This window comes from Pseudoalteromonas sp. TB64 (assembly GCF_000498095.1).
Taxonomy (GTDB): Bacteria; Pseudomonadota; Gammaproteobacteria; order Enterobacterales; family Alteromonadaceae; genus Pseudoalteromonas.
Map to the genome: position 1 here is coordinate 20,718 of NZ_AUTQ01000099.1, position 15,141 is coordinate 35,858.

Annotated in this window: 14 protein-coding genes and 2 pseudogenes; all 16 read right to left on the minus strand. The window is 39.1% G+C overall.

All coding sequences use genetic code 11. From position 1 onward, the window contains the following. Positions 1-21: 21 nt before the first annotated feature. Entirely contained in the window at positions 22-2,133 is a 2,112-nt protein-coding gene (gene flhA / locus L647_RS0107105) for a flagellar biosynthesis protein FlhA (protein WP_024610551.1), read from the minus strand. A gap of 81 nt (positions 2,134-2,214) precedes the next feature. Beyond that, on the minus strand, positions 2,215-3,345 hold the full coding sequence (flhB, locus tag L647_RS0107110; protein ID WP_024610552.1) for a flagellar biosynthesis protein FlhB: 1,131 nt from the start codon (positions 3,343-3,345) through the stop codon (positions 2,215-2,217). A gap of 9 nt (positions 3,346-3,354) precedes the next feature. Beyond that, on the minus strand, positions 3,355-4,134 hold the full coding sequence (gene fliR / locus L647_RS0107115; protein ID WP_024610553.1) for a flagellar biosynthetic protein FliR: 780 nt from the start codon (positions 4,132-4,134) through the stop codon (positions 3,355-3,357). A gap of 2 nt (positions 4,135-4,136) precedes the next feature. Continuing rightward, a pseudogene (locus L647_RS01000000123805) lies at positions 4,137-4,402 on the minus strand (flagellar biosynthetic protein FliQ). A 41-nt stretch (positions 4,403-4,443) separates the two neighbouring features. Next, on the minus strand, positions 4,444-5,184 hold the full coding sequence (gene fliP, locus L647_RS0107125; protein WP_024610554.1) for a flagellar type III secretion system pore protein FliP: 741 nt from the start codon (positions 5,182-5,184) through the stop codon (positions 4,444-4,446). A gap of 4 nt (positions 5,185-5,188) precedes the next feature. Further along, the gene (fliO, locus tag L647_RS0107130) at positions 5,189-5,572 is read right to left on the minus strand and encodes a flagellar biosynthetic protein FliO (protein WP_024610555.1); all 384 of its coding nucleotides are present in this window, start codon (positions 5,570-5,572) and stop codon (positions 5,189-5,191) included. Beyond that, the gene (fliN, locus tag L647_RS0107135; protein ID WP_024610556.1) at positions 5,569-5,967 is read right to left on the minus strand and encodes a flagellar motor switch protein FliN; all 399 of its coding nucleotides are present in this window, start codon (positions 5,965-5,967) and stop codon (positions 5,569-5,571) included. Before fliN ends, fliO begins: the two co-directional genes overlap by 4 nt. A 20-nt stretch (positions 5,968-5,987) precedes the next feature. Then, the gene (gene fliM, locus L647_RS0107140) at positions 5,988-7,079 is read right to left on the minus strand and encodes a flagellar motor switch protein FliM (protein WP_024610557.1); all 1,092 of its coding nucleotides are present in this window, start codon (positions 7,077-7,079) and stop codon (positions 5,988-5,990) included. A gap of 9 nt (positions 7,080-7,088) precedes the next feature. Next, positions 7,089-7,622, minus strand: a complete 534-nt coding sequence (gene fliL / locus L647_RS0107145) for a flagellar basal body-associated protein FliL (RefSeq protein WP_024610558.1) — start codon at positions 7,620-7,622, stop codon at positions 7,089-7,091. Positions 7,623-7,679: 57 nt separating this feature from the next. Further along, complete coding sequence (locus tag L647_RS0107150) at positions 7,680-9,272, minus strand: flagellar hook-length control protein FliK (protein WP_024610559.1); 1,593 nt, start codon at positions 9,270-9,272, stop codon at positions 7,680-7,682. Positions 9,273-9,360: 88 nt separating this feature from the next. Then, positions 9,361-9,807 carry a flagellar export protein FliJ gene (gene fliJ, locus L647_RS0107155; protein WP_024610560.1) on the minus strand — a complete coding sequence of 149 codons (447 nt, stop codon included), beginning with the start codon at positions 9,805-9,807 and terminating at the stop codon, positions 9,361-9,363. Then, positions 9,807-11,136: pseudogene (gene fliI / locus L647_RS01000000123810) on the minus strand (flagellar protein export ATPase FliI). The gene fliJ and the pseudogene fliI overlap by 1 nt, the downstream one beginning before the upstream one ends. Before the next feature lie 18 nt (positions 11,137-11,154). Further along, positions 11,155-11,964, minus strand: a complete 810-nt coding sequence (fliH, locus tag L647_RS0107165; RefSeq protein WP_024610561.1) for a flagellar assembly protein FliH — start codon at positions 11,962-11,964, stop codon at positions 11,155-11,157. Between the two features lie 3 nt (positions 11,965-11,967). Then, positions 11,968-13,008: a flagellar motor switch protein FliG gene (fliG, locus tag L647_RS0107170; protein WP_024610562.1), complete on the minus strand. Its 1,041-nt coding sequence runs from the start codon at positions 13,006-13,008 to the stop codon at positions 11,968-11,970. Next, complete coding sequence (fliF, locus tag L647_RS0107175) at positions 13,001-14,716, minus strand: flagellar basal-body MS-ring/collar protein FliF (RefSeq protein WP_024610563.1); 1,716 nt, start codon at positions 14,714-14,716, stop codon at positions 13,001-13,003. Before fliF ends, fliG begins: the two co-directional genes overlap by 8 nt. A 20-nt stretch (positions 14,717-14,736) precedes the next feature. Next, the gene (fliE, locus tag L647_RS0107180; protein WP_024610564.1) at positions 14,737-15,069 is read right to left on the minus strand and encodes a flagellar hook-basal body complex protein FliE; all 333 of its coding nucleotides are present in this window, start codon (positions 15,067-15,069) and stop codon (positions 14,737-14,739) included. Between the last annotated feature and the right edge of the window lie 72 nt (positions 15,070-15,141).

Below are 15,141 nucleotides of genomic sequence, written 5' to 3' on the forward strand. Positions count from 1 at the left end.
TATTTAACCCCTGTTGAAATCTTATTGTTGGCCTACCGAGCTAACAATCTTAATCTGTCTTTCGTCTGGTACCTCTTGGTAAGACATCACTCGCAATCCTGGAATGGTGTACTTAACAAAACGAGATAACACAGTGCGTAACATTCCTGATGTCAGCAATATCGAAGGTTCACCAGCCATTTCTTGATTTTGATGCGCTTCACTTAATGATATTTGAAGTCGCTCTGCAAGACCTGGCTCTATTCCGGCACCTTCGTCACCTGCATTCTGTAATGACTGATGCAACATCTGTTCCAACTCAGGTGCCAAGGTTATGACAGGGATTTCTGAAGACATACCAACAGCGTCTTGAACTATTAATCTGCGCAATGAAATACGTACCGCAGCAGTTAATACATCAGGGTCTTGGCTTCGAGGACCGTACTCTACAAGGGTTTGTACTATTGAGCGCATGTCGCGTATTGCAACACCTTCGTTTAATAAATTCTGTAATACCTTTACAATTGCAGTTAAAGGAAGCACATCTGGCACTAGCCCTTCCACTAAACGAGGATGACTTTTGGCTAGCATATCAAGTAAGTTTTGAACTTCTTCATGACCAAGTAATAACGCAGCACTGTTTGTTAATAACTGACTAATATGCGTAGCAACAACGGTCGCTGAATCAACTACGGTATACCCTAAAGATTGCGCCTCATCTTTTTGATCTGGCTTAATCCACACTGCATCTAGTCCAAATGCGGGGTCTTTTGTTTCAACCCCTTTTATAGGACCAAAAACTTGCCCCGGGTTAATAGCCAGCTCATCACCGTGTTTTAGCTCCCCTTCACCAGTTGAAACACCCATTAGCGTTATTCTGTATGCATTAGGGTCTAACTCTAAATTATCGCGAATATGAACCGGCGGTACTAAAAAGCCTAATTCTTGAGAAAGCTTTTTACGAACGCCTTTAATACGGTTTAATAGCTCTCCACCTTGAGATTGATCTACCAACGGAATTAATCTGTAACCTACTTCTAAGCCAATTACATCAACCTGTTGAACATCATCCCAGCCAAGCTCTTTTTGCTCTTGTTTATTTGCAACGCCTGTTCCTACAGGTCCTCCATTAGCAGCCTCTTCTGCTTCTGCAGCAGCGGCTTTAATTTTAACTTGTTGCGTGTAATAAGCTAAATACCCTAAAAGTGCACCTAAGCTTAAAAAAGCAAAATGTGGCATGCCAGGGACCAAACCCATTATTATTAAAATACCTGATGCAATAAATAATGATTTTTCGTTACCAAGTTGTTTCTTAAATTGATCACCCATATTGAGTGATTCATTTTGGCGCGTTACAACAATCGCAGTACCAATTGAAAGTAGTAAAGAAGGAAGTTGAGCTACTAACCCATCACCAATAGTAAGTAATGTATAAACTTCCATCGCATGACCAAAGCTTAAATTATGTTGAATCATCCCAACAAATAAACCACCGACTATATTAATAATCAAAATAATGATGCCAGCAATAGCATCACCTTTTACAAATTTACTCGCACCATCCATTGAGCCGTAAAAATCGGCTTCGCGCGTTACTTCTTCGCGTCGGTCACGTGCTTGCTCAGCACTAATAAAACCGGCATTTAAATCAGCATCAATTGCCATTTGTTTACCAGGCATTGCATCAAGGGTAAAACGTGCAGATACTTCTGAAATACGCCCTGCACCTTTCGTAATTACCACAAAATTAATAATGATTAAAATTAAGAATACAACCAAACCAACTGCGTAGTTACCGCCTATAACAACTGAGCCAAAGGCTTCAATTACTTTACCAGCGGCATCACCACCATTATGACCTTCAAGTAACACAACACGTGTACTGGCCACATTAAGGGCTAAGCGCATAATCGTTGCAATCAACAGCACAGCCGGAAACATACCAAATTCGACAGGCTTCATGGTATATACGGTAACCAAAAGAACCACTAGGGCTAAAGCTATATTGAACGAGAAAAGGATATCAAGTAAGAAAGGAGGTAATGGTAAAATAACCATCCCCAAGGCAGCAAGAACAAGTAAAGGTGTACCGACCCCTTTAGCATATTCTTTTTTATCTCTGTTAAGTTGTTGTAATACAGCTTTAAAACTCATAATTCTACAATTTCAAAAAATTGACACTACGTAGAATTAGCAATAACTATTCCAAGTTAATAAATTAGCTGTATTAAGATGTTAATACTTATAAGCATCGGGTATAGGAAGCTTGCTCTTAAGCTTAGTTGGACGCTTTCCGCGCCCCTTATTAAAGCGCTTAAGCTGAAAGACATAAGCTAAAACTTGAGCAACTGCGGTAAAAAGCTGATCTGGAATTTGATCGCCCACTTCTGCCGTATGATAAAGTGCCCGAGTAAGCATAGGTGATTCAACTATAGGGACTTCATTACCAATAGCGACTTTACGTATCTGCATCGCCATTTCGTCTGCGCCTTTGGCAAGCACAATAGGGGCACCTGCTCGCTCTGTATCGTATTTTAATGCCACTGAGTAATGCGTTGGGTTAGTAACAATAACATCGGCATCTGGTACATCTTGCATCATACGCTTTTGCGACATTTGCCTTTGCGTTTGCCTTATTCGAGCTTTTATTTGAGGATCACCCTCTGAATTTTTATACTCATCTTTAATTTCTTGCAACGTCATTTTAAGTTGTTTGTTATGGTTATAGCTTTGAAATGGTGCATCAATAGCAGCAATAACAATTAACGTGCAAGAGAGCCCTAAAAACATCCATCCTAAAATCTCTAAGGCATGAATAATATTACCCGGTGCGCTTTCTACACTTAAATGAAGTATCTCATCAAAATAAGTATTAATTAAAAAAACAGCAAAACTAGCAACCAAACCAAACTTTAAAAGTGACTTTACAAGCTCAATAGCCGCTTGTGGGCCAAACATGCGTTTAAAACCTTTCATTGGTGACATTTTACTCGCTTTTGGCGCAGCGGCTTCCCAACTAAAATTAAAGCCACCTAATAGCGTATTACCAATAAATGCTGCAAAAACAATTATTAATACAAACATAGCCATCGGAAACATTAAAGCATCTGAAACCTCTCCCCATACAGCAAACATTTTTGTTGTATCGTAAGTTTCACTTCGGTTAAGGCTGAGCGTCCTGCCCATAATATTGTATAAAGCTTTGCCTATTTCAGGGCCGTACATTAATAATGAAATTGCAGAAAAAATAAGAACAAACATAGTTCCAAGTTCTTTTGAACGGGCTATTTGACCTTTCTTTTTGGATTCTTCGATTTTTTTGGATGTGGGTTCTTCTGTTTTTTCTTGTCCTGAATCTTCAGACATTACTCTCTCCTAAGGCGAACAACCAACTAAGCTACACATTAACTCAATCATTTTTAACCACTGAAACTCAAATTGAGATACAAAGTTGCCCAGCGTAGCCCAAATAATAATAAGCCCAGCAACCAAAGTAAGTGGAAAGCCAATAGAAAAAACATTTAGCTGCGGTGCTGCACGCGTCATAATGCCAAACGACATATTTATAACAAGCATAGCGGTAAGAGGCGCAAGTGAAAGCACAAGCGCCGTAGTAAACATCCAGCTGCCCCATGTCACTATGTCCCAGTAATGATCTACAGACCACCAATTACCATCAATTGGCAATACATCAAAGCTATGCACAACCATTTGAATCATCATTAAATGACCATTAAATACAAAAAATAAAAGTGTCGCTAAAATAAGAAAAAATTGTCCAACAGCAGGAACACTTGCACCATTTGAGGGATCAATAACAGAAGCAAAACCTAAACCGGTTTGCATTGCTAGTATTTGCCCGGCTAATACAAAGGTATTTAATAAAAGGATAGAAGCGAAGCCAATAGCAGTCCCTATCAGCATTTGTTGTATGACAACTAAAATCATTTCAAACGAAAACAAGTTAGTAAAAGTAGATGGTGGTAGGACAGGCACAACAACAAAGGTTACAACAACAGACAAACCCATTTTTATTCGTGCAGGTACATTTTTAGCACCCAAACCCGCCATAATCATGATCATTGAGCTGATACGTATTAGAGGCAGTAAAAAATCGCTCAACCATTGAATTACAACTGAAAATGGATACTCCACATTTAGCCTGCAATTTCAGGAATAAGTAAAACTAAGCGAGTAAAATAGTCCATCAATTCTTGCGTAATCCAATGCCCACCAACAATTAAGGCGCTAATTGTAATTAATAGACGAGGTAAAAAACTTAATGTTTGTTCATTGATAGAGGTTGCGGCTTNACAGCAACCACTAAGCCAATAATTAAGCCAGGCACTACAATAGCAGAAACCAACTTAATAATTAAAAATAGAGCGTCACTAAGAATATCAACAAAAATTTCTGGTTCCATTCTGTACTCCTAGTTAGGCATTTGCTTTTTATTAAGCATCATCATGTTCCTAAACCAAAGCTTTTAGCTAAAGTCCCCATAACTAAGCTCCAACCATCAACAAGTACAAATAGCATAATTTTAAATGGGAGAGATACAATCATTGGGGAAAGCATCATCATACCCATTGCCATTAAAACGGAGGCAACGACTAAATCAACGATTAAAAACGGGATAAAAAACATAAAGCCAATAATGAAAGCTGTTTGTAATTCGCTGGTTACAAATGCAGGGATCAACACGATTAAAGGTGTATCCTCGGGCGAATCTAACTGATCGTAACCGGCTATTTTAGCAAATGTTTCTAAGTCTTTGATTCGAACCTGCGACAACATAAACGTTTTCATAGGTTCTTTAGCAAGCTCAAGCGCTTGTACCGATGTTACTTGCTCGTTTAAATATGGCTCTATCGCGCGCTCATTAACTTGTTGATAAATAGGCGACATTATAAAAATGCTTAAAAAAAGCGACATACCTAATAACACTTGATTGGAAGGAGTTGATTGCAAACCAATTGCTTGGCGTAAAATAGCAAGCACAACAATAATACGTGTAAACGAGGTCATCATAATTATAGCGGCGGGTATAAAGCTCAGCGCCGTCATAATAGCTAAAACTTGTAATGTTACCGAGTAATCTTGCGTGCCATCAGCGTTTGTTGTAATAGTCAGTGCATCAATACCTTCGGCACTTACGTTGGGTGCAAACACAATAACTAAAATAATAAGCAGCCACTTTGTCATAATATCATTTCTTTTTATTTTGGTTTGTTTGTGGATTTAAGAGTTTACTAAAGCGTTTTGCCAGCTCAGGTAGTTCTTTTTCGCTTAATGGAGTTTCTAATTTATGTAAATAGTTAATGCTATGAGGGGTTACCCCTAATAAATGCTGTGCGTTATCTATTTCAACAACCAATAAACGTTCGCGTGAACCTAACGGCAAACTACGCACAACTTTAAATTCATCACTATTTGCTAAATTTGGATTAAGCTTTTTAACAAAAAAAGCAAGTACCACAATGAGTACTAACACCATAACAAGTGACAACACCATAGAGAGTATGTCTCCTGTTGGCGTTGCTACGTCTGCTTTTGAAAAAACGGAACTCGTTAAAGCAATAAATGCATTCATCGTAGCTTTTTGATCCGCTCTACTTGGCTAATTACGTCAGTTAAACGAATACCAAACTTATCATTAACTACAACGACTTCTCCATGAGCAATCAAAGTACCATTAACAAGTACATCTAGCGGCTCACCCGCCACACGGTCAAGTTCAACAACTGACCCCTGATTTAGCTGTAATAAATTACGAATATTAATTTTAGAGCGCCCCACTTCCATCGAAATAGTAACGGGGATATCTAAAATAGTATCCAGTTTACGTTTTTCATCACCACTGATTTCGTGTTTTGAATCACTTAACTCGTCTAATTCAGCAACATGTGCCTCAGCACCGTTTTCTGGACTTTCGGCTTCTGCTAATGCTGCTGCCCACTCGTCCATCGTATCTTGATCATCGCTCATACATTTAACCTTTTAATCAATTACCAGTCTAAGTCTACACCGTCAGAGAGGTGTAAATCATCTTCTAGTTCTGCTAATTCTGCATCTGAATCAATTTTCTTGCCGCCTTTAGTAAATACATGCAGCTCAGACTTAACTGAATCAGGACGTTTAATTTTTTCACTAATTTGTAGGGCAACATTGTCGCGAGAGCGTCCCATTTTAGCCCTGAATGTAGGTAACTCTTCAACAAATACGGTTATGTGTTCAGGCATTTCCACTGGAATAATATCACCTGCTTTAAGTTCCATAATTTGTTTTAGGGTTAAATCAACTTCAAGTAATTGAGTCGACATCTCAACCTCTACATCCATTATTTCATCGCGAAGCGCTTTGCTCCAGCGTAAATCGGTATCTTCAGTATCAGACTGAACACCCGCATCTAACAACTCTCTAATTGGCTCAAGCATAGAATAAGGCAAAGCAATATGAAAATCGCCACCACCACCATCAAGCTCAATATGGAAAGAACTAATAACAACAACCTCAGTAGGGCTAACAATATTAGCCATAGCTGGGTTTACTTCTGAATCAAGATACTCAAAAGACACATCCATAACGGGTGCCCACGCTTCTTTATAATCTTCAAAGATTATTTTAAGTAGCATTTGCACTATTCGGCGTTCTGTAGGTGTAAATTCGCGCCCTTCAATTTTTGCATGATAGCGACCATCACCACCAAAAAAGTTATCAACCAAAATAAACACAAGTCGTGCTTCCATGGTGATAAGCCCAGTGCCTTTTAATGGTCTAAAGCGCACCATATTTAAGCTAGTAGGCACAAATAAAGTATGAACGTATTCACCAAACTTAATCATCTGAACGCCGTTAATAGACACTTCAGCGGTGCGACGCATCATATTAAATAGGCTAATTCGCATGTGGCGGGCAAAACGTTCATTAACAATTTCCAGTGTCGGCATGCGACCACGCACAATTCGATCCTGCGAGGAAAAATCGTACTGAAGCGTACTCTTCCCGCCATCTTCACCATCGTGTGTATCTTCCTCTTCGACATCATCAACACCATGTAATAGCGCATCAATTTCTTCTTGGGATAATAAATCGCTCACGCTAACCCCTTATTGCATCACAAAGCCGGTAAATAGCACCCGCTCTATTACTTTACTGCCTTCTACATCCATTAATGCAGCTTGTACTTTTTCAAGTGCAGTAAAACGAAGAGTTTCTTTACCGGCACTGGTTCCTAATTCATCTGCTGTTGTAGTCGAAAAGACGCTTAATAACTTACCTTCAATAAGTGGAATATGTTTCTTTGCTGTTTCTTCATTAATATCACCACGTACTAATAACTGAACTTTAATTTGTACAATTCTATCACGGCTTGAGCCGGGAACATTAAAAACAAAAGGTCTTGGCATCGCGACATAAAGCGCGCTGCCCATCTCGGCAGACGAACCAGATTCCACAGCTGTTGAGGTTTCTTCAGACACTGTAGTCTCTTCATCAAGTGTTTCAGCAGGAGCGTCAGAGCCCGACATTAAAAAATAACCTGCAGCGCCACCTACAACAAGTAAAACAGCGACAATAATAATTATTAATTTCTTTTTACTTTTACCTGTTTCTTCAATTTCTAAACTAGTGTCTTCAGCCATTGTATTTCCTTTATTCTTAAAGGTACTTACTTGTTTTAGTTATTATAATAGCAGTACTTAGGCATAGTAATCTATTGATGATGAAGTTTGTTGGTGAGAACCTTGTAGTTCGCCACCCTTTGTATCATTATTTTCATCAATAACTGCATTTTTATTAGCAAAAGCACTTTTCGAATCACCTTCATTATGCTCTGATCCTTCACTTCCTGAACCTCCGTAAGAGATTGTACTCTCGCCTAAATCTATACCTTGCTGCGCAAGCATTTCACGTAAACGCGGAAGCGATTGCTCTAGCGCTTCTTTTGCTTGTTGATTTTGTACCACAAAGTTTATTTGAGCTTGTTCTGCATCACTTCTGATCCGTATTTGCATGCTCCCCATTTCTGGTGGGTCAAGTCGTATTTCAGCTTCTTTATTATTAATGCTGAGCATTGAACTAACACGCTCTTGAAGCAGTTTAGCTGCGTCGCTTTTAATTATATTTATAGCTTCCATCACACCAGGGTCAATACTAACTTGTTTAACTTGAGCTGTACTTTGTAGAGCTTGAGATTGCAATGCTTGCATATCTATAACGGACTCTTCATAGCTAAGTATATTGTTATCACTTAGGGTATTTGCTTGTGACGTACTAAAACCACCCGTTATTTGTGCTAGCAATTTGGTCACTTTATTTGTAGGCTGATCAGCGCTATTGCTACGAGTACTTTCTTTTTGAAGAGTATCAAACTGTTTTTCTAGCCCCTCGTCTTTAGATAAATTACTCATCAATTTATTTGATTCATTACCATCTAATTTTGAGTCTTGCTTTTGTACTTCATTAATTGTTTTTGACTTATCAATAGAGGCTTTTAAATCACTTATAGTTTCTTTAAGAGATACTAATTGCTCACCTTTTGGCTCTGCATTTTTCATATAGCTGTTTAATTGAGAAAGTAATGCTTGTTTTTCAGTTGTTGTTAATGCATCCACTTCTGAACTAACGCTTTGTTTTGATACCGCTGTTGATGACTGCTCATTCTCAGTAATATATTGTGCGAGCATCTGCTTGAGTGCAGTTACGTTGTCGTTACTTTGTGGTTTATCCATCGCTTGAATTTGTGTGTTTAATTGCTCACGCTGCTCAGGAGTCAAGCTTGCGAGTGTTTTGTCTGATTTAATTAAGCTAGCATCTTTATTGAGTAATGATTCGATAGCCGTGGTTTTGGAGCTATCTGTTTTTGCTAATTCAGATTGTTCAGTAACTACCTTGCTATCTCCTTGAGCCAAAACGTCAAGCTCAGCGTCATTAGTTACTATATTTGCTTTATTTAAACCCGTACTTATTGGTTGTGTACTTTCACCAACATGCTTTTTAATCGAGGTGTCTATAGCCTGAGCTGAATTAATTTGTGCCAGCATATTATCGCCGGATAAAAGTGAATCATTATCAGTTTTTTTTCCATCTGACGTATCACTTTCCTCAGGTTCTTTATGCGTAGAGCTATCAAGCTCCTTCGTTTTTGGCTCAGATGAATTGTGGGCATTATATAATTGGCTTAAAAATTCAACGCCCGTACTTTCACTACTTTCACTTAAACCATTGTCTTTAATAGCTAAGTAAGTGTCTTTTTCAGACCTTATTACAGTTGAGATGTCATTCATCGCCATAAATCACCCATTAATAGGCGGCAATGCACCACCGCACATCACCAAAAAATTAAATACACTGTTCAGTAAAGCAATTAACGTGCCTAATTTACAAGCTTTTACGACGTTGAAAAAATTGATTTGATGAAAATTCATCCAACATTTTTTGCTCATTTTTAGCGACTAAAACATCCGCTTTTAATTTTTGCTTTTCGATTAGTTTTGCAACTGCTTTGGCTTTAATTTGTTGCTTTAGCCATATAGCTTTACGTTGAATTACCACCTGCTTTGCTGTACTTACAGTTCCTGCTTGTTGGCGAATTGCTTCTTCTATTTTTGCTATAAAAGCATGGTACTGACTAAACCCTGCACTTGATAAACCCGACTGACCTTTTACATGCAATTGCTGTGTATACTCCAGTCTAAAGTTATTCAAACCTTGTAGCTTTTGTTGGTTAGCTTGCAAATTTTGGTTTGCTTGCAAGTAACTCATTCGCAAATTTTCTTCTTTCTCATTTTCAATTTTTAGTAATAAATCGAGTTTATTTTTAGCCATTATGCTTGTCCTAATAACTGAGCAAGACCTTTCAAGCCATCATCATAACTAATTACATCACGCATACCTTGTTGCAAAAATGCGTTTACTCTTGGCATCATATTAATTGCTTGATCAAGCATCTGGTCAGTACCTTTTTGATAGGCACCTAGCGTAATCATATCTTTGTTTTGTTGATACATTGAATACACTTGTTTAAGAACCCGAGCTTGCTGCATGTGCGATTCAGAAACTACTTGAGGCATTACACGCGAAATTGATTTTTCGATATCTATGGCAGGATAATGACCGCTATCAGCTAAATCCCGCGAAAGTACAATATGTCCATCTAATATCGCTCGCGCTGCATCGGCAATAGGATCTTGCATGTCATCACCCTCACTTAAAACTGTAAAAAAGGCAGTAATTGAGCCTTGACCTTCACCACCATTACCAGCACGCTCCACCAGCGCAGGTAATTTAGCAAACACCGAAGGCGGATAACCTTTTGTTGCTGGTGGCTCACCTACAGCAAGTGCAATTTCACGCTGAGCCATGGCGTAGCGAGTAACGGAGTCTAAAAGTAAAAGTACATTTAAACCTTGATCACGAAAGTACTCTGCAATCGTCACTGCACTTTCACAACCTTTTAAACGCATAAGTGGAGATGAATCAGCAGGAGCTGCAACAACAACAGAGCGTTTACGACCTTCTACACCTAGTATTTCTTCAATAAATTCTTTTACTTCTCGACCACGCTCGCCTACAAGCCCAACTACAATAACGTCGGCTTCACTACCGCGCGTCATCATGCCAAGTAGTACCGACTTACCTACACCAGAGCCCGCAAATAAGCCCATTCGCTGACCTTGTCCTACTGTAATGACTGAATTAATTGCGCGTACACCTACATCCATAGGCTTACTTATTGGTCGTCTAGAAAGTGGATTTATAGTATTTTGTGCAAATTTTAAATAGTGTTCTGCGTTTATTTTGCCAAGTCCATCGAGCGGACGACCTAAGCCATCAACAACACGCCCTAATAAACTCATGCCTACAGGTAAGCCTAGGTTGTTTACTTGTGGGATCACACGTGCGCCAGGTAATACTCCCGAAATATGATCGTTAGGCATTAAATAAAGAGTTTGATCGTTAAAGCCAACTATTTCTGCATCAACAAAGCCATTCATGGTCTCTATTTTACATTGGCTACCAACAGGTGCGCGCAAGCCNTTCAAGAGTAAGGCCTACAACTCGTGTTAAAATACCCGCTACAGCGGGTGTAGGAGCTTTAACATGTTGTTGATATTGAGATAAGCGTTCGCTTAAAGAAGCATCTTGAGTAGGCATAACACGCCAAAAAAGTAGTTAGATACCACTATTATGCAAAAAACTATCCAACGTTTCTTTGACACGCGTTTTTAATGTCATATCGAGTGATGATTGAGCTGTTTTAACTTCACAACCACCACGCTCAAGTGTTGGTTCTGCTATTAATTGCCAATTATTATCAGTAATCATTTGCTCACCATAACTGGCTTTAATAAGATCGACATCTTCGGGGTGTAGATGTATTCGCACTTTCTCTTCATCAGCATTAAGTGAATCAATACTGTGTTTAAGTGTGTGCAAAATAATATCAGGGGACGTTTTTACTTCTTGATAAATTATTGCTTCAGCCAGCATTACCGCTAATTGCACTAATTGCTTTTCAGCTTGGTCATCCACTTCATTAAGCGGATTAGTTAAGCTATCTAAAATAGTACGTAAGGCGGTTAACTGCTCTTCAATTAACGGTTTTACATCTTCATGACCCTGAGTTTTACCAATTTCGATTCCTTCTTTGTAACCAGCTTCTTTACCCTCGGTTACACCCTTATCAAAGCCATCAATATAACCTTGCTCATGCCCTTGTTTAAGCCCTTCTTCATAAGCATCTTGCCTAATGCGTTCAAGCTCAACCATAGTAAGTGAAGGTAATTCAGGCTCTTCTACCTCATCATCCATTGGCATTCCTTCTGCCATTTCTTTTTTATATAAATCAGAAAGTGGCGTGCCAAATGCAGTAGAGCGGTTGCCAAAACTTTTCTCATCAGGGGCTAAATCAGGCGTTGCCCAATTTTTTAGTAATTCATCTGCTTCTTCAGCATTAAGTGGGCGTCCTTTTAACTTACTCATGGATTATAAGAATTCCTCACCGCCGCCACCGCCGAGTTGAATTTCACCAGAGTCAGATAAACGACGCGCTGTTGATAAAATCTCTTTTTGTGCTGCTTCTACTTCACTAATTCTAACCGGTGCCATTGCTTCTAAATCATCGGCAAACATTTCTGCTGCACGTTTTGACATATTACCGAGTATTTTATCTTTAAGTGCATCATCGGTGCCCTTAATCGCTTTCATTAGTACATCTTGTTGTACTTCACGCAGTATTGCTTGAATACCACGGTCTTCAACTTCCATTAGGTTTTCAAACACAAACATTAGGTCTTGAATTTGCTGAGACATTTCTTCATCGTGCTCACGAATAGAGTCCATTAACTGCCCTTCTACGTTCGTATCTAGGTAGTTCATAATATCTGCAGCGGCTTTTAAACCACCCATTTTAGCTGCTTGTGCACCGGCTTGACCTGCAAACTGTTTTTCCATAATTTCGTTTAGCTCTTGCAGTGCTGCTGGCTGTACTTCTTCAAGATTAGCTATACGCATTGTTAAATCTAAGCGTACTTTTTCAGGAAACTGAGCAATTATCTCAGCCGACTGCTCTGGCTCTAAATAAGATAATACAATGGTTTGAATTTGCGGATGCTCATTACGAATAATATTAGCAACCTGCTTAGAGTCCATCCATTTTAACGAATCAAGTCCTTTGGCACCCGAGCCCATAACAATTTGGTCAATAAGGCTGGCTGCTTTATCTTCACCTAATGCAGCAGTAAGTGCCTTTTTAATAAAGTCTTCTGATTGAAAACCAATTGTGCTAAAGCTTTGAATTTGTTCAATAAATAAGTTATGGACAGCACTTATCTTAGCTTGGGATAAATCATCTAGCCCAGCCATAGCCATACCCACTTTTTGTACCTGCTTAGGTTCTAGGTGTTTAAGTATTTGAGCAGCATCTTCTTCTGACAAACTCAAAAGTAATATAGCAGCCTTATCTACACCATCTAGCTTATCAACATCAAATGCTGGAGGTAGTTGTTTTTGTTCTTGATCAGTCATCTTCTGTTAACCACGCTTTCACTACTTGTGATGATAGTTCTGGTTCATTAGCTACTAAGGCACGAATTGCTTTGAGTAAATCTTCGTCACCATGTAGGTCTGGTAACTGTAGTGTACCATCGCTTGAGAAACCAATTGAAGCAGAATCAAAGTCTTTATTTAGCATATCAAGCGTGTTGTCGCCAATATCTACGCCAGAGCTAAGTGCATCTTCGTCATATTCTTCAAGCGTGTCATCTGGATAAATAAGACGTTTAAGCATTGGTTTAACTACAGCCATAATAAGTACAATTATAACCAGTGCACCTAAAGCAAGGCGTACATACTTCATAAACCAATCTTGTTCCCACATAGGAATTTCAATGTTTAAATCGGTTGCTTCACGTACAAACGGCACTGTTACTACTTCAAGTGCATCTCCGCGTTGCATATCAAAACCAACACCACCTTGTAATAAGCGACGAATATTTGACAATGCCTCTACAGAGCGAGGTGTCATTGTGGTTTCACCGTTTTCACCCACTTTAGGAATGTAGTCAACAGCAACCGATACACTTATTCTACGTATAATACCTGTTTGTTGCCGTCTGTGTGAAATAGTGGTGTCGAGTTCATAATTACGGGTAGCTTCTTTATGGCTTCGTGATGGCGCCGTTGCGCTACCCGCACCACCACCATCAGCAACTTCTGGTATATCTGAGTTAATTGGAGGTTGATTTGTTAATGCACCAGGAATACCTACAGCTAGCCCACCCATATTACTTTCTTCAAATGTGGTTTCGCTGCGTATTGCAGGTAGGTCTGGATTATAGCGTTTTTGAGTTTCTTCAACCGCACTAAAGTCCATGCTTAAATCTACTTGTGCCGTGTAATTAGCAAGCCCTACTACAGGTATTAAAATACTATCAATTTTTTCAAGGTACTCTTGCTCGCGTTTACGCTCTAAATCGTACTCTTTACGAGAGCGAGCTGCTAATGAGCTTTGCGAACCAGAATTTAATAAACGACCATTTTGATCGGTAACCGTTACGCGGGCTGGCTCTAAACCTTGTACTGCTGAGGCAATCATATCAACAACAGAGTCTACCTCTTCGCGGTCAAGCGAACGTCCACGTTTAATTGTTAATACAACAGTAGCCGATGGTTTTTTCTCTCTGCGAGCAAATACGTTTTCTTTAGGAATGGCTAACAATACTTTGGCGCGAGTAATGTTATTAAGTTCTTCTATTGTACGCGCTAGTTGTTGTTCACGGCCATGCTTAAGGCGTTCACGCTCTAAACGTTGGCTTACACCAAAGCCCATATCTTGCATTATAATATCTGAGCCTGATGCAGGACCTTGCTCTAACCCTTCGCGAGTCATTAGTAGTTTAATACTTTGATATTCACTTTCATCAACCGATACTACATTGCCATCAAGTTGATATTCAATTTGTTGTGCATCTAAAAAATCAAGCGTTTGAATAAGCTCTTCAGTTTGCATTTTACCTAAAGGGCGCATATCTGGCTGACGAGCCCAAATAATAATAAAAATGGCAATAGCTAAACAAATTGCCAATGCAATAACAAGGGTCACTTGGCGTAATACATCAACACCATTCAAAGCACTTAAATAGCCTGATTTTTGTTCTTGTTGATCATCACTATCGCTTTGGTCAATACCGCCACCAGGAAGTGCAAGGTCTGTAGATTGATTAGATTGCGCCACAATTATTCTCCACTACCTAATTAAACAGGCATATTCATGATTTCTTTGTAAGCTTCAACAAGTTTATTACGAACCTGATATGTAGCCTCAAATGCAACTGATGATTTTTGAGAAGCAATCATTGCCTCAGCAAGCGATACACTTCTGTCACCCATTTCAACTGCTTTTACTTTTTGTCCTGCATCTTGTTGCAATTCATGCACTGTATTTAGCGCATTGCTCAACATATCACCAAATGCTGCTGAAGATGTAGATTGCACTTGGGTTGGCAGTTTATTAATTTGGTTATTGCGTCCGGCTTCTAAAGCCATTGATTGCATTTCTTGAAATACAGCACTATTTTGAATTTTCATAATTTATCTCTGACACTGCAATTAACTATTACAGTTAATAAAGCACAAAGCATGCCAAATAAATAAACCACA

Bases quoted from the DNA above. Each gene is read 5' to 3' on its own strand.
- flhA (WP_024610551.1), bottom strand. From the start codon at position 2,133: ATGAGTTTTAAAGCTGTATTACAACAACTTAACAGAGATAAAAAAGAA.
- flhB (WP_024610552.1), bottom strand. From the start codon at position 3,345: ATGTCTGAAGATTCAGGACAAGAAAAAACAGAAGAACCCACATCCAAA.
- fliP (WP_024610554.1), bottom strand. From the start codon at position 5,184: ATGACAAAGTGGCTGCTTATTATTTTAGTTATTGTGTTTGCACCCAAC.
- fliO (WP_024610555.1), bottom strand. From the start codon at position 5,572: ATGAATGCATTTATTGCTTTAACGAGTTCCGTTTTTTCAAAAGCAGAC.
- fliN (WP_024610556.1), bottom strand. From the start codon at position 5,967: ATGAGCGATGATCAAGATACGATGGACGAGTGGGCAGCAGCATTAGCA.
- fliL (WP_024610558.1), bottom strand. From the start codon at position 7,622: ATGGCTGAAGACACTAGTTTAGAAATTGAAGAAACAGGTAAAAGTAAA.
- L647_RS0107150 (WP_024610559.1), bottom strand. From the start codon at position 9,272: ATGGCGATGAATGACATCTCAACTGTAATAAGGTCTGAAAAAGACACT.
- fliJ (WP_024610560.1), bottom strand. From the start codon at position 9,807: ATGGCTAAAAATAAACTCGATTTATTACTAAAAATTGAAAATGAGAAA.
- fliH (WP_024610561.1), bottom strand. From the start codon at position 11,964: ATGAGTAAGTTAAAAGGACGCCCACTTAATGCTGAAGAAGCAGATGAA.
- fliG (WP_024610562.1), bottom strand. From the start codon at position 13,008: ATGACTGATCAAGAACAAAAACAACTACCTCCAGCATTTGATGTTGAT.
- fliE (WP_024610564.1), bottom strand. From the start codon at position 15,069: ATGAAAATTCAAAATAGTGCTGTATTTCAAGAAATGCAATCAATGGCT.